Origin of the sequence: Pseudoalteromonas sp. SR43-2, assembly GCF_014163885.1 — a bacterium.
Taxonomy (GTDB): Bacteria; Pseudomonadota; Gammaproteobacteria; order Enterobacterales; family Alteromonadaceae; genus Pseudoalteromonas; species Pseudoalteromonas distincta.
Window position 1 is genome coordinate 20,650 of the sequence record NZ_JACJED010000015.1, and the last position, 19,561, is coordinate 40,210.

16 protein-coding genes are annotated in these 19,561 nt (G+C 37.3%); 12 read left to right on the plus strand and 4 right to left on the minus strand.

Annotation, left to right across the window (positions count from 1 at the left end; genetic code table 11):
* The first annotated feature begins 8 nt into the window (after positions 1-8).
* The 3 genes from H5120_RS13180 (at position 9) to H5120_RS13190 (ending at position 4,489) form a co-directional block, all read left to right on the plus strand.
* On the plus strand, positions 9-1,019 hold the full coding sequence (locus H5120_RS13180; RefSeq protein ID WP_182674908.1) for an ArsJ-associated glyceraldehyde-3-phosphate dehydrogenase: 1,011 nt from the start codon (positions 9-11) through the stop codon (positions 1,017-1,019).
* Positions 1,020-1,043: 24 nt separating this feature from the next.
* Positions 1,044-2,261 carry an organoarsenical effux MFS transporter ArsJ gene (arsJ, locus tag H5120_RS13185; RefSeq protein ID WP_182674911.1) on the plus strand — a complete coding sequence of 406 codons (1,218 nt, stop codon included), beginning with the start codon at positions 1,044-1,046 and terminating at the stop codon, positions 2,259-2,261.
* 107 nt (positions 2,262-2,368) lie between these two features.
* Positions 2,369-4,489 (plus strand): methyl-accepting chemotaxis protein, encoded by a 2,121-nt coding sequence (locus tag H5120_RS13190; RefSeq protein ID WP_182674914.1) that lies wholly within the window; start codon positions 2,369-2,371, stop codon positions 4,487-4,489.
* A gap of 103 nt (positions 4,490-4,592) precedes the next feature.
* On the opposite strand, the gene H5120_RS13195 is transcribed toward H5120_RS13190, so the two are convergent.
* Positions 4,593-5,180, minus strand: a complete 588-nt coding sequence (locus tag H5120_RS13195; protein WP_182674917.1) for a TetR/AcrR family transcriptional regulator — start codon at positions 5,178-5,180, stop codon at positions 4,593-4,595.
* Positions 5,181-5,292: 112 nt separating this feature from the next.
* Between H5120_RS13195 and H5120_RS13200 the strand changes: the two genes are divergently transcribed.
* Complete coding sequence (locus H5120_RS13200; RefSeq protein WP_024595406.1) at positions 5,293-5,835, plus strand: carboxymuconolactone decarboxylase family protein; 543 nt, start codon at positions 5,293-5,295, stop codon at positions 5,833-5,835.
* Positions 5,836-5,895: 60 nt separating this feature from the next.
* On the opposite strand, the gene H5120_RS13205 is transcribed toward H5120_RS13200, so the two are convergent.
* The gene (locus H5120_RS13205) at positions 5,896-6,426 is read right to left on the minus strand and encodes a hypothetical protein (protein ID WP_182674919.1); all 531 of its coding nucleotides are present in this window, start codon (positions 6,424-6,426) and stop codon (positions 5,896-5,898) included.
* Between the two features lie 51 nt (positions 6,427-6,477).
* Here H5120_RS13205 and H5120_RS13210 point away from each other — a divergent pair, with 51 nt between their 5' ends.
* The gene (locus H5120_RS13210; RefSeq protein WP_182674922.1) at positions 6,478-6,849 is read left to right on the plus strand and encodes a DUF1294 domain-containing protein; all 372 of its coding nucleotides are present in this window, start codon (positions 6,478-6,480) and stop codon (positions 6,847-6,849) included.
* A gap of 64 nt (positions 6,850-6,913) precedes the next feature.
* Here the strand turns inward: H5120_RS13210 and H5120_RS13215 are convergent, their stop codons facing one another.
* Both H5120_RS13215 and H5120_RS13220 read right to left on the minus strand, forming a co-directional pair.
* Positions 6,914-7,270 (minus strand): PEGA domain-containing protein, encoded by a 357-nt coding sequence (locus H5120_RS13215; protein ID WP_024595403.1) that lies wholly within the window; start codon positions 7,268-7,270, stop codon positions 6,914-6,916.
* Positions 7,271-7,440: 170 nt separating this feature from the next.
* A complete protein-coding gene (locus tag H5120_RS13220; RefSeq protein WP_182674924.1) occupies positions 7,441-9,414 on the minus strand; it encodes a serine/threonine-protein kinase in 1,974 nt (657 codons plus the stop codon).
* 493 nt (positions 9,415-9,907) lie between these two features.
* Between H5120_RS13220 and tagH the strand changes: the two genes are divergently transcribed.
* Genes tagH through H5120_RS13255 form a run of 7 tightly spaced genes read left to right on the plus strand, consistent with a single transcriptional unit; the run spans position 9,908 to position 19,366 of the window.
* On the plus strand, positions 9,908-11,218 hold the full coding sequence (gene tagH / locus H5120_RS13225) for a type VI secretion system-associated FHA domain protein TagH (protein WP_182671923.1): 1,311 nt from the start codon (positions 9,908-9,910) through the stop codon (positions 11,216-11,218).
* Between the two features lie 15 nt (positions 11,219-11,233).
* On the plus strand, positions 11,234-11,698 hold the full coding sequence (tssJ, locus tag H5120_RS13230) for a type VI secretion system lipoprotein TssJ (protein ID WP_182671924.1): 465 nt from the start codon (positions 11,234-11,236) through the stop codon (positions 11,696-11,698).
* Between the two features lie 15 nt (positions 11,699-11,713).
* A complete protein-coding gene (gene tssK / locus H5120_RS13235; protein ID WP_182674927.1) occupies positions 11,714-13,042 on the plus strand; it encodes a type VI secretion system baseplate subunit TssK in 1,329 nt (442 codons plus the stop codon).
* Between the two features lie 21 nt (positions 13,043-13,063).
* Positions 13,064-14,344, plus strand: coding sequence for a type VI secretion system protein TssL, long form (gene tssL / locus H5120_RS13240; protein ID WP_182671926.1), 1,281 nt, complete (start codon positions 13,064-13,066; stop codon positions 14,342-14,344).
* Positions 14,345-14,353: 9 nt separating this feature from the next.
* Positions 14,354-17,866, plus strand: coding sequence for a type VI secretion system membrane subunit TssM (gene tssM, locus H5120_RS13245; RefSeq protein WP_182674929.1), 3,513 nt, complete (start codon positions 14,354-14,356; stop codon positions 17,864-17,866).
* Positions 17,848-18,576, plus strand: a complete 729-nt coding sequence (gene tagF, locus H5120_RS13250) for a type VI secretion system-associated protein TagF (protein ID WP_182671928.1) — start codon at positions 17,848-17,850, stop codon at positions 18,574-18,576. The genes tssM and tagF overlap by 19 nt, the downstream gene beginning before the upstream one ends.
* Positions 18,569-19,366, plus strand: coding sequence for a PP2C family serine/threonine-protein phosphatase (locus H5120_RS13255; RefSeq protein ID WP_024595081.1), 798 nt, complete (start codon positions 18,569-18,571; stop codon positions 19,364-19,366). The genes tagF and H5120_RS13255 overlap by 8 nt, the downstream gene beginning before the upstream one ends.
* Positions 19,367-19,561: the final 195 nt, after the last annotated feature.

Below are 19,561 nucleotides of genomic sequence, written 5' to 3' on the forward strand. Positions count from 1 at the left end.
ATTTAATTATGACTATTAAAGTAGGTATTAACGGTTTTGGCCGTATGGGACGTTTAACTCTGCGTGCAGCAGTTGATTGGCCAGAAATAGAGTTTATTAAAGTAAATGATGTAGCGGGCGATGCTAAAACCCACGCACATTTAATTGAGTTTGACTCAGTACACGGGCGCTTAGCACAACAGGTTTCTAGTGATGATAGTAGTTTTAGTGTGGGTAAGCATACGATTGCAGTTACCAACAACAAAACCATAAACGAAACTGATTGGTCTGATTGCGATGTAGTAATAGAAGCCAGCGGTAAAATGAAAACCACAGAGCTGTTAAATCAATATTTAGCACAAGGCGTTAAGCGTGTTGTGGTAACCGCACCTGTAAAAGAAGACGGTATTTTAAATGTGGTAATGGGTGTAAACGATGATCTTTATAATCCAAGTGAGCATAAAATTGTTACAGCCGCCTCGTGTACTACTAACTGTTTAGCGCCAATAGTAAAAGTACTGCAAGAAAAAGTGGGCATTAAGCACGGCTCAATGACCACTATTCACGACATTACTAATACCCAAACGATTATTGATGCCCCTCATAAAGATTTACGCCGTGCGCGTTCGTGCGGTACAAGTTTAATTCCTACTACAACCGGTAGTGCAACAGCTATTACGCATATTTTCCCTGAGCTAAAAGGTAAATTAAACGGCCACGCCGTGCGCGTACCCCTTACTAACGCATCAATTACCGATTGTGTTTTTGAGCTCGAGCGAGGTGTTACACAAGACGAAGTAAACACGTGGTTTAAAGACGCTGCAAATAACGAGCTACAAGGTATTTTAGGCTACGAAGAAAGACCGCTTGTATCTATAGATTACAAAACGGATCCGCGCAGCTGCACTATTGATGCGCTTTCAACCATGGTAATTAACAACACTCAACTTAAACTATACGCTTGGTACGATAACGAGTGGGGTTATGCAAACCGTACTGCTGAGCTAATGCTTAAAGTTGCACAAAGTGATTTGGTTTAATCTCGCTTAAAAAGGTTTAACGCTATGTTTGCGCAGTTGGCTAACTTACCGAGCTCTATAAAACAATATTTAATAATTACTAGTAACTATTGGGCATTTACTTTAACTGATGGCGCGCTACGCATGTTGGTGGTGCTGTATTTTCATCAGTTAGGTTATGGCGCATTTGCGATAGCCATGTTGTTTTTGTTTTATGAAATATTTGGGGTGATCACCAATTTAGTAGGTGGTTGGCTTGGCGCACATTTAGGGTTGAACAAAACCATGAATGTAGGGCTTGGGCTACAACTTGTCGCTTTAGCCGTGCTTTGCGTGCCAGGGGATTGGCTAACCGTTGCCTATGTTATGGCAGCGCAAGCACTGAGTGGCATAGCAAAAGACTTAAATAAAATGAGCGCAAAGAGCGCCATTAAGTATTTAGTACCACAAAACGATGCAGGGCAAAGCCAATTATATAAATGGATTGCCATACTTACGGGCTCTAAAAATGCTTTAAAAGGGGTGGGCTTTTTTTTAGGCGGCTTATTACTAACTGTATTTGGTTTTGTGGGGGCATTAATAAGTCTAATTATTTTACTTAGTGTTGCGTGGGTTATTAGTTTAATTTTTTTAAAAGGCGATATTGGTAAAGCTAAAAACAAACCTAAGTTTAAAGAATTATTTTCTAAATCGCGGGCAATTAACTTACTTAGCGCAGCGCGTTTATGCTTGTTTGCAGCGCGCGATGTATGGTTTGTAGTTGCACTACCTGTTTACTTAGCCGCTCAGTTTAACTGGGATCATTGGTGGGTCAGCGGTTTTATGGCTTCGTGGGTAATTGCTTATGGGCTGGTGCAATCGCAAGCACCGCGAATAACTGGGCAAGGTGATTCAACTTCACATTCGGTTAAAAAAGCATACTGGTGGGTTGCTTTATTAAGTGGTGTAACTGGCATTTTGGCGTTGTTGATGCAATTGGATATAGCGGTACATTTTACGCTTGTAATAGGCTTACTTATTTTTGGTGGAGTATTTGCTGTAAATTCATCGCTGCACAGTTACTTAATAGTAAGTTTTGCTAAAAACGATGGAGTGTCACTAGACGTTGGCTTTTATTATATGGCCAATGCGATAGGGCGTTTGCTTGGTACGGTGCTTTCTGGTTGGGTTTTTCAAGTATATGGGCTTAGTGCGTGTTTATGGGTAAGTGTGTGTTTATTAGTTTTAGCCGCAATTACAACAGCACGGTTAGCTAAACTTTAAAAAAACCAACGTATTGTATTAAATTCAATTTGTTTAACGATATTCATAGCTTCGTTGGTTAGATCTACTAAACTGTATCAGTAGTTTTAATTTAAAGGGTGTAATGAATGCGAGAAATATCGTTAGCAAAAAAGTTACTCTGGCTTAGTGTCGGTAGTATATTTATAACTGTACTAGTGTTATCAGGCATTTTGTGGTGGCAGTTATCATCAAGTAATAAGCAGTTAGCGACTAAATCTGAAGAGTACATTACTGTAGAAGTAGAAGAAAAGCTTAATGCTCATGCAGCTGGATACGGAGAAAAAATTGCCGGCTTTATTAATGAAGCTTACCGCATCCCTTATTCATTGGCTGCTTTATTAGGTGACGCAGCCAAAAGCGAAACCCTGAGCCGCGATACGGTAGTAAGTATTAACCGCTCGATGTTAGAGCAAAATACTTTGCTTTCTTCTATATATTCGCAATTTGAGCCTAATGCTTTTGATGGGCAAGATTCGAGCTTTAAACAAGGTTACAAACATTCGGTTAATGGTAATGGCACCTTAGAGGTGTATATAACTCGCGACCAAAACGGCGTAATTGAACAGCAAAAAGTAGCCAACGCTGCCGATAAATATATTACCTCTTTAAATGAATTTGGTATTCGTGAAGCGCATTGGTATTTGTGTGCAAAAGACACGCTTAAGCCTTGTATTATGGAACCGTATTTATACGAAATCCCATCGGGCGACTCAGTAATGCTAACTTCGTTAACTGTGCCTATTTTAAAGTCAGGTCAGTTTATTGGTTTAGCTGGCGTTGATTTAACGCTCCCAACTTTTCAGGGCTTAACCGAAAAGCTGTCGAGCGAGCTTTACAACGGCCAAGCAAAAGTAACACTTTTAAGTGATATAGGTTTAATCGTAGGCAGCAGTCACTATAAATCTAAATTAGGCCGCCCATTTAAAGAAGCGGTTAGTAGCAACACTTACAGTGAGCTGGTTAAATTTAAAGGTCAACATGGCCTCTTTAAAACGCCTAGCGAGTATTTAGTTAACTACCCAATTAATATAAAACTAGCTAACACTCAGTGGTCATTAATCATAGAAGTACCTACAGACCTAGCACTTGCAGGGCCTGAAGCGCTAGAAAAAAACATGCAGGAAACAGCAGCATCACTCGGGTTTATTATTTTAATTACAGGCTTAATAATTGCTGTGGTTGCTTTTGTTATTATGAAATTAGTAATTGCAGGTGTAATAGCGCCGCTACAACAAATTCAACAGCGGGTTGATAACCTCGCAAGTTCTGAGGGTGATTTAACGCATACATTGCATGTTGATAGCCACGCAGAACTTATTGCATTAGCTGGTGGGTTTAATCGATTTTTAGCAAAACTACGTGATTTAATTTCTGAGCTTAAAACGGTGTCTGATCAAACCAAGCAGCAAGGCGAAATAGCACAACACATCGCTATTGATACTAAGCATAATGTGCAATCTCAATTTCAAGAAATTGAAAGTGTGGTAACGGCTATGAACGAAATGAGCGCAACAGCACTCGAAGTAGCCAGAGCATCAGAGCAATCAGCCCAACAAGCCGATGAAATAAATAGCTTGGTAGTAAGCAGTGAGTCGAGCTTATCATCTGCGATGACGCAAGTTAAAACGATGTCTGAAGAAATTAAAGAAGCTAACCAAGCCGTTGAAAAAGTTGCTTCGCGTAGTAAAGACATTACGCAAATATTAGATGTAATTCGTACTATTTCAGAACAAACAAATTTACTTGCACTTAACGCTGCTATTGAAGCTGCGCGCGCTGGTGAACATGGGCGCGGCTTTGCCGTTGTTGCCGATGAAGTACGTGCACTTGCTTCTAAAACGCGTTCATCAACAGATGACATAAGCCAGCTAATTGATAGTTTATTATCTGAAGTAGGTAACGCATCTACCGTTATTGAAAAAGGCGTAGTACGTGCACAAAATGCCGTTGATGAAACATCAGTAGCTTTTGATGCTCTGCACAGTGTTGTAGTTAAAGTTGATGAGATAACAAATCAAATTACGCATATTGCAACTGCTGCTGAAGAGCAAAGTTCGGTAACAGAAGAGATAAATCGTAACTTAACTCTTATATCTGATGCCGCATCGCAACTTGCTGACTTATCTACACAAGCAGGGGATAGCAGCGAAGCGCTTAATGCACTTGTTGCCCAGCAAGATAATGAACTTAACAAGCTTAAAACGTAACTTACAAATTAAGCTTTAAGCACAAAAAAATGGTCAGTTAATACTGGCCATTTTTATTTAGTAGAATAAATATAACTTGTTGAGAATGCTCGATAACTGCTATTTATAACTTTTTAATCAACATAAACATTTGGTTGATCATTGGCTCAGCAAATTGCTCTACATTAGGGCGATTAAAATAACCGCGTAAACCTGTAAATTGCACTTGAAAAAAGCGCGCATATTCAACAGCGGTCAACGTATTACTTAACTCACCTTTGTTTATTGCTTGTGTAAACAACTGCGTTAAATAAGCTTCAAATTGAGCTGTTAAATCTAAGCTTAACTCGTATAGGTTTGAGTCTTTTTCTGCAAACTCGCTGTTTGCTTTAACTAGCATACAAATAGCGCTTGGGCTGCAATCTTTTGTTTTAATTACCACGCTTTCAACAAACGCACGTAATCCACCAAGTACTGTATCGGCACTTGATAAAAACCCTTCTATTTGGGTTTTCATTTGTACGGTGTAATCTTTCAGCGATTCGCAGTATAGACCTTCTTTAGAGCCAAACGCAGAGTAAATACTACCCGGGCGCATATTAACGGCTTCTTGTAAGTCACGCGTTGAGGTTGCATGAAAACCTTTTTGCCAAAATAGCTGACTAGCAACGCGAACTACATTCTCGCGTTCAAATTTAACCTTATTAGCCATATCATTCTCAATCAATTTGAACATTTGCTCAATTTTAACTTGAACGGTCGCTCAAAATCAAATACTATGTGTCTCGAAGTTACTTAAAACTATTAATTATTAGGAGCTAACCATGGCCGAATTTACTTTATACACTCAAGAAAACGCACCAGAAGAAGCAAAACCGTTACTAGCTGATTCAGTAGCAGCATTTGGTATGCTTCCTAACTTACATGCAGTAATGGCTGAAGCACCAACATTACTTAAAGGTTACCAAGTACTGCATGAGTTGTTTCAAAAAACATCATTCAACGCAGAAGAGCTAACAGTAGTATGGCAATCAATTAACGTAGAGCACGACTGTCATTACTGTGTTCCTGCTCACAGTGGCATTGCAGCGGCAATGAAGGTTGATCAAGGTATTGTTGACGCACTTGTTAACAAAACACCACTTGAAAACCCTAAGCTGGAAACTCTTCGTGAAACTACACTTGCAATGACACGTGAACGTGGCGTGATCAGCGATGAGCAAATCGAAAAATTCTTTGCCGCAGGTTACGCTAAGCAACAGCTACTTGAAATTATTGTAGGCTTGTCTCAAAAAGTAATGAGCAACTACACTAATCACCTTGCTGATACACCAGTAGACGCTGCATTTAAAAAATACGTAAAATAAATACGGTTTTATAAATGACAAAAGGCAGCCTAGGCTGCCTTTTGTGCTTTTAAATCACAGCTATTTAAATTTGACCGTTTTTGTACTGCGTGTATAAATACGTTGTTCGGGCTTTGTCCACTCACCTTTTTTTAAATAAGAGGTCGATACAATAAATTTATCGTCTTTTAGTTCACTCATTGATTTAACCTTTGTAATACCATCTTGGCTACCCGTTACATCTTCATAAGCTACAAATTGAGTGGGGCTGAGTACTTTCATAGTCCCTTTTGTATAAAATCCTGCGGTTGTGAAATAGTAAAATACCAAAGACTCTTTTTTACTGTCGTAAAAAATCATCGACTCGCCGCCATACTCACCTTCATTAATAGAGTGCTTGGTATGTATCGCTTTACCGTTTAAAGCACGCTCCCAACGGCCAACATCTTGTATTTTTTTAGCACCTTCAGGGACTTTAAAGTCAGCCTGCCAAGTTCCTAAATAGGGCTTAAATACGGCAAGTTCTTTATCAAGGTTGGTGGATGTATCGGATGCATAGCTATTAAATGTTGATAAGCATAAGACTAAGAATATCGCTTTAAAATATGTCATAATTTGGCTCTTGTTTTTGTAATACCAATGCCAAGTATAGGCGATAATTAATTGATAAAGAAAATATTAATCACATTCTCATTACTTTATTTAGCCGCCATTTGGCTGGCTTACCTACTGCAATACTTACCTGTTTATATACCAATATATGTACCTGGTTATATAAGTGTATTAAGTGCTATCACTTTTTTAATGTACGCGTGGGATAAGCGACAAGCTAAGCGCTCTTCACATAAAAAAGTAAATCGCACGCCAGAGCGCACACTGCAACTACTTGCATTATTTGGAGGATGGCCGGGGGCATTACTTGCTCAACAATTACTTCGCCATAAATCACAAAAGCGACGTTTTATAGTGGTGTTGTGGTTATGTAGTTTAATAAATGTAGGGGCTGTGGGGAGTTTATTATATTATTTGGTGTAGTTTAAAATTATGCCTTTAATACATGTGAAATGTTTAAAGGCATAATTAAAGTTTAGATACTGGACTAGTTAGCCGCTTCAGTTGCTGCCACTTCATCTAAATTTACTGTTAAAATTGTCTTTTTATCGACTACAACCCATTTGCGGTAAGTTAAGTAACCTGGCTTGCTTACTTCAACGTCGTACTTACCTTCTTTAAGTTCAATGGCATCTTGGTACACAGGCGCAATGTTCATAATGCGTACGCGTGCATCACTAGGGTTAGTGATTACAGTTAATGAAATAGGTGCTACAGCTTCGACAATTTCTTCTTGTACTTGAACTGCTTCTTCTTTTGCAAGTTGCTGCGTTTCATCTACAGACGATGTAGTTGAACAACCACTTAGTATTAGTAATGCCGCTAGTGCGCTTATCTTTTTCATAGGTACTCCATAAACTCATTTAAATAGTGATAATTACGAAAAATCTTGGAGGAGTTTATGCAAAATGATCGCTCAACCCGTCGTCCTTGACCTTCGTTTGTTAAAACAAAACGTTTGTTAGTTTAATATATTTTTAGTTATTTGGTGATGCTCTCGCAATAAATAGTTTTTTAAAGCATTACATTATCAAGAGACTGAGTAATAGCTTCGCTTCTTTCAACAAGTTGCTCTGCTGTACGGTACATCTTTCTTTTCATTAACGTATTTGCCATAGTGATATAACGTCTAGATAATTCTTGTTTTAAAGAAACGAGTAATGAAAAGTCTTTAGGTAATGTTGCAGACTCGGTATTGATTAATTCTTCAAAATCTAATAAATCTCTGTACTCTTCAATCGTCTCTAGTTTTTGTGTGTATCTATCAAATCTAGGACCGTAAAATACGACGGCATCTTCAGTAGGAAAATCAGCTGGCTCACCTAGATTTACTTTCTTTTGGTAAAGCGTTAAAGCATCTATCGCCGACTCTCTTTTTAGAAGGTCTGCAAAGCCAAGTTCATTTTTTTGATTATTGGTGAAAATAGCTTTACCAACATTAAGTAAAGATTTTTGCGTGATAACATCATCTTCTTCAATCGCTTTATCTAAGGCAAGTTTATAGTTATCAAAATGCACTTCAGACGGGCGATAAACGTAGGTGCTATCGACTACACTTAAATCATTGATTAATTGTGGAATACTATTATTGTCTAGTTCACTATAGCGAGATTGCTCAAGTAACAAATCAATACGAGAAGTAATATCTGAAATTATTGATTGACGCTCTCTTAAAATGCTTTCGAGTTGTACCGATAGCTTTTCTGAATCTGGGTAATATTCCAAGGCTTTACTATAAACATTAATTGTTTCATCAAAGTCTTTAAACTTGTTAGCGCTTGTATTGATTTGATTCGCTCTGTAATCAAAGCTTTGTAGAATATTAGCTTGATTAGATCTTAATAATCCCTGTTTTAATACCTCGTATTGAGGTGGGATTTCTGCAAGCTTGTTTAGAATCTCCGGTCCATCCCAAGACATCCATGTTTCTACTTGTTGGTTAATTGCTTTTGCATTATCTAATTTTGCTTCAAGCTGCTTTATATTATTTGTATTTGATAGATAGTACTGACCAGCCAAAAGGGCTAACACAACAGTACTGGCTGCAAGTGCTATTGCCGGTTTAAAGTTACTTTGAAGCTTATCTAAAACAGGCTTTAACGAATCAGTTCTTTTTGCTGCATCTAAAGAAATTGCTTTATTAAGTGTGCCCCATAACCATAAAGGGCAGTTACTAGGACGTTTTGCCGATGTATCTTTAGGGAGTGTGTCTGCTGCAACACGATTATATGGATGTTTGCTACTTAATAACTCTAGGGCAATACACGCATAAGAAAAAACATCATCTTTAACGGATGCTGCAGCACCTTTTAATTGTTCAGGACTTGCATAGGTTGGCGTATAACCTCCTACAGTGCCTAGGCTTGATTCACTATTAACTGCATAGGCATCTTCAATGGTTTTGTGTTTAGCAATACCAAAGTCAAGTACCTTGAGGCTACCATTTGAATCGAAGATTATATTCGATGGCTTTAAATCGTTATGAATGACGCCACGAGAATGAGCATAAATTAAAGCATCGGCAAGTTGATCAAGAATCACGCTCGCTTTTTTGAAAACCATTCCAGAGGGTTTGTTGCGTTTAATTATTTGCTCTAGCGTTTCGCCTTCTACTAATTCCATGGTTACGTAATGTAAACCGTTATCAGAACCTGCAGAATATACTTTTACAATATTTGGATGGGAGAGCTGTTGTGTTTTAGTTGTTTCATCCTTAAGAAGTGAAATAGCTTCTTCAGAATGAGAAAACTCTTCTAATAATACTTTAATCGCTACGAAAACTTCAGGACGACTCGCACTTTCTAAAAATAAATCTCTGGCTCGGTAAATGTAACACATACCACCTTGGCCAATAAGTTCTTCAACTAAGTAGCGATCCGAAACTTTTTTACCAATAAGGTTTAATTTATTTATTGCTTTTGACGTGCGAAGATTTGAGTCAAGCGAAGCTATCTGCGTTTTATCATTAGAACTGTTGACACCGCTCATTATAAATCCTTTTATTGTGTATATTAAAATAATCGCAAAGGTGAGTTTTTTATTTTTATCAATTCTCCCTTTGATAAGCGCTGTATTTTTACAAAAATTAGCCAACTTAGCAATGTTTCTAAAGCAGAACTTTCGTACAAAACTTTAAAAAATTAAGGGCTTTTATATTAATTATTGAAATATCGTTTATTTACAGTTTATATTTATAAACAGCGTAAGCCTACAGGCATTGTTTTGTAACACTTCTAGGGGCTTAAAATGAATAAAATGTAATGCTAATTATTAAATAGCAATTTTTTAAATGGGAACATACAAAATATCTTTTGTAAGCTTTGAAAGGGCTTTTTTATATAGGTTTTGTTTAATTTAATTTATTTAAATTTGAGCTTTTGTATGGTTGAGTATATTTTTATATATTAATTTCAATGTTGACAATAGTTTCTCTTCTACTTTATCCTAATGAGAATGTAGATTTATGGGACTAACTTATCAAATGGAACTGATACTAAACATCACTAGTTATCATAGACTCTCTCCAGAAATTGAAGCAACTAAAACAGTAAAAGACTCTCTAATATTTGGCCGTTCAGAAGCATGTGATTGGCATTTTCCTGATCCTGAAAAAATCATTTCTAGTAAGCACGGACGCATAGTTAAAGAGGGCGACTCTTTTTATGTTTACGATACATCTACAAATGGTACTTTTGTAAATTTTGGTGTAGCTCCATTAGGTCAAGGCAATAAACAACGCTTGTCAAATAGTGATACGATCACTGTGGGTGATTTTCAGATAGAGGTAAAATTAGCTACTAATGAAAAAACACCTGACACCGATTATGGTAATTTAAGCGCTGCAGCTAGTATTAGCAAAGAGCCAGAAAGATCTTATCAGCATCCTACGGAGCATTTTTCTGAGCCAGAACAGTATTTTAATGAATCAATAATGGATGAGTCTATGCCTGCAGTTTCTATGACTCAGGCCAGTGACCTTAATTCAGCTAACCAAATACCGGAAAACTGGGATGAGCTTGCTCACTTAATGAACCCAGAAGCTGTAACTCAACAAGCACCCGTTGTAAGTAAACCACAACAAAAACCAGCTGTAGAGCAGCAAACTTCAGTTAATACACCAGTACTAGATACGCCTGTAACTAAACCTCAAGCAGTAAAGCCTGCTCCTAAACCAGTAGTGCAAAAAAATCCAACATCGCCTAGTGAAGATACCGCTTTAACTGATGCTTTTTTGAACGGGCTGGGGGTCAAAGCTGAGTTGCAAAATTCATTAAACTCACAAGAACTTTGGTTTGAAATGGGCCAAGGGTTAAATCTATTACTGACCGAGTTGATGGAGTCTCTTCGCCAAAGAGCGCTTGTAAAAAACCAATTGCGTTTAAACCAAACGATGTTTCAAACTCAACAAAATAACCCAATTAAGTTTTCGGCAGATATTGATGACGTTATTCAGAATTTATTCATCAGAAATAGTGCAAGCTTCCTGTCGTCTCAAGAATCAATCAAAGAAAGCTTTGTTGATACACGAAGACATGAACATGCTTTATTAGCAGGAGCTGACGGCGTATTAAAAGGGATGTTAGAGCAAGTTTCTCCCCAACATATAAATCAACAAATAAATGATAATTCTAACGTATTAAAAATCATCCCTGGTCAAACAGAGGCTAAGTGCTGGAAGCTATACAAAAATTTATATGATGAGTTATCTCATGATGTAAATAGTAAGGGAGCTATGGCGTTGTCAGATGATTTCTTAAAAGCATACAACGATAGAATTAAAGAATCGTTCTAGAAAGGAAAGTAGATAATGAACAAATTTAAGCTCTTTTTAATGAGTTTCAGTTTACTGTTTTTAGCCATGGGTTGTTCAACTGTTAATAAGTTTGTGCCTCCTTCTACGGATCTAAAAATTAATGTGTCTAAAAATGTAAATCCAGACACGTCAGATAGACCTTCACCGGTAGTAATGAAAATTTTTGAGCTTAGCTCGAGAACAATTTTTGATACTCAGGATTTCTTTAGCCTGTATGAAACACCTGAAAAACTATTAGGCCCGGACTTATTAAAAAAAGATGAATTAGAATTACAGCCAAACTCTGTTCAAGAATATAAAATGAGCTTAAACCGCAATACACGATATGTTGGTGTTGTTGTCGCGTACAGAAATATCGATCAAGCACGATGGAGAGCTGTAATCGAAGTTGACCCAACTGGCTATGACGATATAGATGTAAATGTTGAAGCAATTGCTACATACATGAGAGAGCAGTAAAAAAGGATTTGTACAATGAGTGATAACACTCGTGTTGCCTGGACCGAAGGAATGTTCTTAAGGCCGCAACACTTTCAGCAGTCAGATAAGCATTTTTCGCATTTAATTAAGCAAATTTGTAATGGGAATTTAGCAGATCCTTGGGGCATACTTGATATAAGTATCGATACTCAGCTATTAAGCTCAGGCCAATTTGCTATTGAGTCATTGTCAGCTATTACCCCTGATTTGCTACCTATCGATATGCCTCAATCTACCTATTTGCCTGAGCCTTTAGTGGTAGGCAAAGATGTTTATGATGAAATAATTTATTTAGCGGTTCCTGCACTAAAAGCCAGTGGTATTAATATTTCATCTTTAGATGAGGATATTGTTACGCGTTATAAACTAAGCGACTTATCTGTAAGTGATGACTCTTTAGGTGCACAAGCTCAAGAAATTATTCAAGTAGCTAAGGTATTTAGTAAGCTAGTATTGTCATCAGACGACCATGCAGGCTATATATTATTGCCACTTGCACGCATTGTTGAAGTTAGCAGTGAAGGGCAAATTAAGCTCGATCCAAAGTATATACCAGCATCGTTAAAAGTCGGTCATTGTAAGCCATTACTTGGTTTAGTGAGAGAGATTGGCTCAATGATCAAGCAGCGCTCAGAGAGTATTGCTGTTAGATTGTGCCAAGGTTATGCGGGAAGTACCTCTGTAGCTGATTTTATTATGCTGCAAACATTAAACAAGTATGACGCTGTTTTTGAAAACTTATTATCAGTTAATAATCTTCATCCAAGCGTTCTTTATACACGTCTAATAGAGCTTGCTGGTGAGTTATCTACTTTTAGTACAGTAAACAAAAGAGTGCCTAAATTACCTAAGTATGATCATAAAAACTTAGGCCCAGTATTTAGTGAAGTAGTAAACTTTTTATACCAATCTTTAAGTCATGTAATTGAGCAAACTGCTACAGAAATAAAGTTAGAGCAAAGCAAGTTTGGTATTTCTTTTGGTGCGCTCAAAGACAAATCAGTACTTAGCTCAGGTCAATTTGTATTGGCTATTAAAGCCAGTGTTCCTCACGAGGAGCTTCGTAAGATATTACCTTCTCAAATTAAAATTGGTAGTGTTGAGACAATCCGAGATTTGGTAAATAATCAAATCCCAGGTATTACAATCAGTAACTTACCAACGGCACCGCGTCAAATTCCTTACCATGCAGGTTTTCATTATTTTGAATTAAATAAACATGGCGAGCATTGGGCTAAACTTCATTCAAGTGGTGGTATTGCTATCCACTTGTCAGGAAATTACCCCGAGTTACAACTAAGCCTGTGGGCAATAAGAACTTAACTTTTAAAAGGAAGAGTTTCAATGGACGAAACCATTATAAAACCACGTCCTGGTCGATTAGGGCGTGATGCCTCAAATAATCCTCAAGTAGATAATGATCCAGACAAAACAGTCATGTCTGTTGAGCCTGTTGCAAGTAGTATTCCTAGTAATGCAAAGGTTTCTATATTTAGAAACCCATTAATGGAAGCCGCAACAGACTGTTTCTCTTTGGTTATTTCAATTAGAAAATCAGTTGAGATGACTAACTTAGCTGCGTTAAAGCATCGATGTGTAGAGGCTATCAAACGTTTTGAAGTCGAACTACGTAATCAAAATTTATCAAAAGATGTAATCAAAAACTCTCGTTATTGTTTATGTGCAATTTTAGATGAATCAGTTTTAAACTCTAAATGGAGCTCTATGGAATGGGCTGACGAAAGCTTGCTTTCGACATTTCATAAAGAAACTTTTGGCGGTGAGTACTTTTATACTTTACTTGATAATGCATTGACCCAGCCTGAGCAACACAAAGCCTTTCTAGAGCTGCAATACCACTGTTTAAATTTAGGTTTTAAAGGTAAGTACAGGCTAGATACTGTGGGTGATAATAAAGTAGAAGAATACCGCTCACAAATGTATCACTTATTAAATCAATTAGATGGGCCAATCAATAATAAGCTTTCTCCTAACTGGAAACAAAGAGTAGCCGCTGGCGTAGAATTAAGAAATCAGGTGCCATTGTGGGTTATTTTTTCTGTTTTAGGCTTACTTTTACTTACCGTTTATTTATTTATAAATATGAAGCTAAATGATGATGTTATGGCTGTTAGTGACAAGCTTGCAATCATTCATCCTGTAGCTGAAGATCAAGCAGTAGATAAAAAAGATCAGCAGTTACTTGTACTAGAGCAGCTATTACAAACCGAGATTCAAATGGGGATTGTAACGATAAAGAAAAATATCGATAGGATCAGAATCTCAATTAATAGTGAGAGCCTTTTTAATCAAGGTGACTCTAAATTATTACCTTCATTTCAGCCTATTTTAGAAAAACTAGCGTTAAGCCTTGAAGGAACCAAAGGACGTATTTTAATAACCGGCCATACAGATGACACACCAATTAGAACTGATAAGTACCCTTCTAATTGGCACCTTTCTTTAGCGCGCGCAACGCAAGTTGCAAACTCTATGGCTAAAAGTACAAACCTCAGTGGGCGTTTATGGCCCGAAGGTAAGGGCGCAGCAGAGCCTATTGCCAGTAATTCAGATTCAGCTTCTCGGTCATTAAACCGACGAATTGAAATCGATTTATTATTTTAAGAGGCTGAAATGAGTTTTTCACAAAAAATAAAAAAAGTGACCTACGCACTTACATCTCGTACGGCAATGCTAATTATTGGCTTTTTAGCTTTATCATTATTAATTTGGTTTGGCGGCCCATTAATCGCGATAGCTGACTATGTACCACTACAAAGTATTGCAGCAAGACTGTTTACTATTATATTGGTTTTATTGGTTTTTTCTGTGTCTAAAATTTATCGTCTTGTGCAACAAAGCAAACGAGACGAAAAAATGGCTGATGAGTTAATTGATAGTAATAACGATACAAATAGCTCTGAAGTAAATGAAGAAATTACTACGCTTAAAACGCGAATGAACGAAGCTATCGATCTTTTAAAAGACGTAAAGCTGTTCAAAGGTAAAAATATTTACCAGTTGCCATGGTACATAATGATAGGCCCACCAGGGGCTGGTAAAACTACCGTAATTCATAACTCAGGACTTGATTACCCGCTAAAAGACAAACTAGGTGTTGACTTGGTTCATGGTGTTGGCGGTACTCGTAATTGTGATTGGTGGTTTACCAATAAAGCAGTTTTAATTGATACAGCTGGGCGCTACACAACGCAAAGCAGCCATGCAAAGCATGATTCACGTGCATGGGAAGGCTTTTTAGGATTACTTCGTAAGTACCGTCCTCTTAGGCCTATTAATGGTGTAATGATCAGTATGGGTATTTCTGAGCTGATGAGCCAGACCAAAACTGAGAGAAACCTACATGCTCGTGCTATTAAACAGCGCTTACAAGAGCTGCAAAGCCAATTAGGCATGACCTTTCCTGTTTACGTTATTTTTTCTAAAGTTGATTTAATTGAAGGTTTTAGAGAGTTTTTTGGCGAATTAACCGAAGAAGAGTGTGAGCAGGTTTGGGGCGTAACCTTTGAACTTGATTTAGATAAAGACACGCAAGTAGATGCTTTCAACAAAGAATTTCACTCATTAATTTCTAAATTAACTGAAATGTTAAATCGTAGATTAATTAATGAAAGAAACGAAGAAATTCGCGCTAAGATATTTGAATTCCCTAGGCAGCTTCGTGTTTTACAAGGTGTAGGAGATGCTTTTTTAAAAGAAATATTCACTCCTAATGCATACGAAGAACTACCAATGTTTCGTGGTGTTTACCTCACAAGTGCAACGCAAGAAGGTACGCCATCTAGTTTTTTAAACGAAGCAAACGCAGGCGAATCTGGATACATTAACCAATCTAAAAGCTTTTTTATAAAGAACGTATTAGAGGGTGTAATTTTTCCAGAGCAAAACTTAGCAAGTACTAACAAACATCATGACAAGCAAAATAAATGGCTTCGTGTTGGTAGCATAACGCTTGCATGCATAGCTTTACTTGGTTTTTCAACATCGTGGTACTTTAGTTTTGCTTGGAATAGTAACTTAATTTCAGAGACTGAAGACGCGATTGCAACGTACCAAGAACTTGATACAGCCTCATTTGACCGTAATAACTTACTAGTACTAAACGACAGATTAAAGGCTCTTAGAAACTTACCTGCAAGCAACCCTGAACTTGTTAATACACAAGAGTCTAAATCAATTGGGTTTGATAAACTAAATGAAATAAAAATGGCTTCTACACAAGCCTACGACCGTTCATTACAAACGTATTTAGAACCGTTTATTGCAAGTACCTTAATTAAAGAAATGGAAGCTCATCCTGAGCACTTAAGCTATTTATACGAAACACTTAAGTGTTACCTCATGTTGTTTCAGCCTGAATACTTTGAAAGTGAAGATATAACGGTTTGGTTTAACGCTTATTTAGAGCGTAACTTACCAGGCGATAAAAATATGCAAACCAGAGTAGAGCTGATGGAGCATGTAGCTACATTACTTGAAAATGGTGTAAGCCAAATTGAAATTGATAATCAAGCAGTGCGTGTTGCGCGAGCTGAGCTAACTAAGCTACCAATTGCTGAGCGAGCATATCAACGATTACAAGCCGACTTCCTAGATAGCAGTATTCCGCCATTTAGGCTTACAGACATTATTAGTTTTGAAAGTGCGCAAAAATTTACTTTTAGAAATGACGGTGAGCTTACGCGAAGTATCCCTGGCTTATATACATTTAATGGTTTTCACGGCATTTTTAATGTTGAGAAAAGTAAAATGCTTGGCAATTTAATGGCAAGTAGCTGGGTGTATGGTGAAGAGGCAACGGGCACTTACGATATTTCTAAAGATGAGATTGAGAAGAAACTAGAGCAGCGATACTTTCAAGATTATATCTATTATTGGCAATCATTTATTGATGATCTGAGCCTGAATCAATATAGCTCTCCGGCTGAGGGGGTTAATATTACTGATGCCTTAGCAGGCTCTGAAGCGCCTATTAAAAATATTATCACTGCAGTACAAAAAAATGTGCAGCTAACTAAATTACCAGTATCTGATAACCAAAAGGCTGCAGGTAAAGTTGCAGCAAATGCTGCTGAAATAGCTATGCAAACCAAAGCTAATCGTATCAAGCGATTTTTACCTGACGAAGCCCCTAAATTTGATATTAAATTACCGGGTCACCAAGTTGAAGAAGCCTTTGAAGATGTAATAAAAATTGATGCTCAACAATTAGATAATATTCAGAAAAACCTAAGAGAGTTAAACGTTTACTTAACCAAACTTGATAGAGGCGATCAATTAAAGTCGTCAATTAAAGACCAAATTAGCGGTAAAAGTAAGCCTAGCTTTATTCGTCAGCTTGAGTTTCAAAGTCGAGATTTACCTTACCCGTTTAATAGTTGGCTGTTAGATATAAGTAGAGATACTAGTAACATAACTAAAAATAGTGCCAACAGACATTTAAACGAGATGTGGAAAAGTAAGGTGCTACGCGAATATAACGCTGCAATTGTTGGCCGTTATCCGTTTTCTCCATACGCAGAAAAAGAAGTGAATATGAAAGATTTCACTCGATTTTTCGGCCCAGGTGGAACAATTGATAGCTTTTTCACCAATTATATTGCGCCAAGTGTAGATATGAGCTCAACGCCATGGAAATTTGAAAAAGATATAGGTATTAGCCGAGATACATTAGCGATGTTTGAACTGGCGAATCAAATTCAAACAGTCTTTTTTGATGGCGGAAGTGCAACACCAAGAATTGAGTTTGGCTTAAAACCATTAGAATTAGACCGTACCATCTCTAGCTTTATGCTCGAAATTGACGGTCAGTCAATGACTTACAGGCATGGTCCACTTAGAGTAACAAATTTTGTATGGCCTGGAGCAAGTGGCCAGAGTAAAACACGAGTTGTATTTACTCCTCCAAATGGTGGTCGTTCTATAAATACAACTTACCAAGGTGAATGGTCGCTATATCGCATGTTAGACGAGTTAAGTGCTAAAAGAGCAAAAACACGTGAAGACTTAGAGTTACATTTTTCACTCATGGGAAACAATGCGAAAGTCGAGTTATTGCCTAAATCAATCAGGCATCCATTTTGGAATAAAAGTGTAGAGAAGTTTTCATGTCCGACCCGATTATAAATATTGGTTATCTTGGCAAAGTACCTAGTTTAGGTGATTTTGTACAAGATAGCGTTTCGAAAGAGTTTTCAGAGCATTGGGAGCAGTGGCTGCAAGCAGCCATTGCAGTGAGTAAAGAACAGCTAGGTGAAGTATGGCAAGATAATTACTTAATTGGACCAGTATGGCACTTTGCATTATCGCCAAACATTGTTGGTGACAAAGGCGTTATGGGGACTCTATTACCGAGTATGGACGCAGTAGGTAGACACTATCCCTTCACAGTTGCTAGCACATTAGAATTTGCACCTATAGATGTTTTAAACTCAGGTGTGTTTTCTTTAGAGTATGAAGACACTGTATTAAAAGTGCTTGATAGTTCGGTTGATTTATTCTCTTGGCGTAAAGAGGTTGCTAAGTCTCTAAGCTCTATAGCAGGAGTTAAAAAGCAGGTTAGTTTTTTAAATTCTGTAGATAAAAATAAAAGTGCAGAAGCATTTGAGTTCTCAGGTGATGAGTTATCAAGTCAAGTCCTCCAAGATGCAATGCATGCTCTTTTGTTAAAAAAACACGGTGATTACAGCGTTTGGTGGACACATGGCTCTTATAATATAAAACCTATGGTACTCATAACGCCTGGCTTGCCTGCGGTAAATCAAGTTGCAGCAATGTTAGATGGAAGGTGGAAACACTGGGAATGGAACTTTACACAGGTAAAAAATAGTGATTAGCAAGTTTAGTACAAGTTATGCAATTACCCACCGAGGCGCTGTGAGGCAGCTTAACGAAGATGCGCATGTAGAGATAAATAACCATAACTTATGGGTTGTCGCAGATGGGATGGGAGGTCACGAAGCAGGTGAAGTTGCCAGTCAGCTTGTTGTAGATGTAATAAGAGCAAAAGTTGAAGAGCTACCACTTGAGAAGCTTGAAGTATCTCACATAGTTGAAGCCATTGAAGATGCGAATAGGCAATTAAACGAATATAGCGCCCAATATTTAGGTAGCAAAACCGCAGGAAGTACAGTTACTGCCTTATTTCTTAAAAATAATAAGTACTATGTTTTGTGGGTTGGTGATAGCAGAGCTTATATGCTTCGAGATGGCCAACTTAAGCAGATATCGAGAGATCACAGCCAAGTAAACGATTTAATTGATGAAGGGATTATTTCAGTAGAAGAAGCCAAGACACATCCATTATCAAATGTAATCACAAGAGCTGTGGGTGTTACTGCGGATGTAAAAGTAGACGTTATTCAAAATGAAGTAAAAACGGGCGATATATTTTTACTTTGTTCAGATGGGCTCACCGGTGAGTTGTCTGATGAGGACATATGTTTATCGCTAGAGCCTAGTAGCATTATTGATTCTGGTATGGCGCTTATGCATTCATCATTAGTTAGAGGTGCAAGAGATAATGTGACCTGTATTTTAATTAAGTACGATGAAGGATACGCTGGTCATAAATCAGAAACATTCAACATTCAAGATGAAGCTACTATCCCGCTTTTTTCTAAATAACGATTTTAAGTTAAAAAATTTGGTTTGTATTTTATATTTGAGTTTTTACTTTAATTACATCTATTAATTAATAAGTATATTAAATTTTAATTGTTTATATAAAGGCAATAATTAAGGTTTAAACTCAATTGTAACTAGGCTTGTAATTTATTATAAAGAATGTAATATGAAATCCGCTCCGCTTTATTGGAGTTT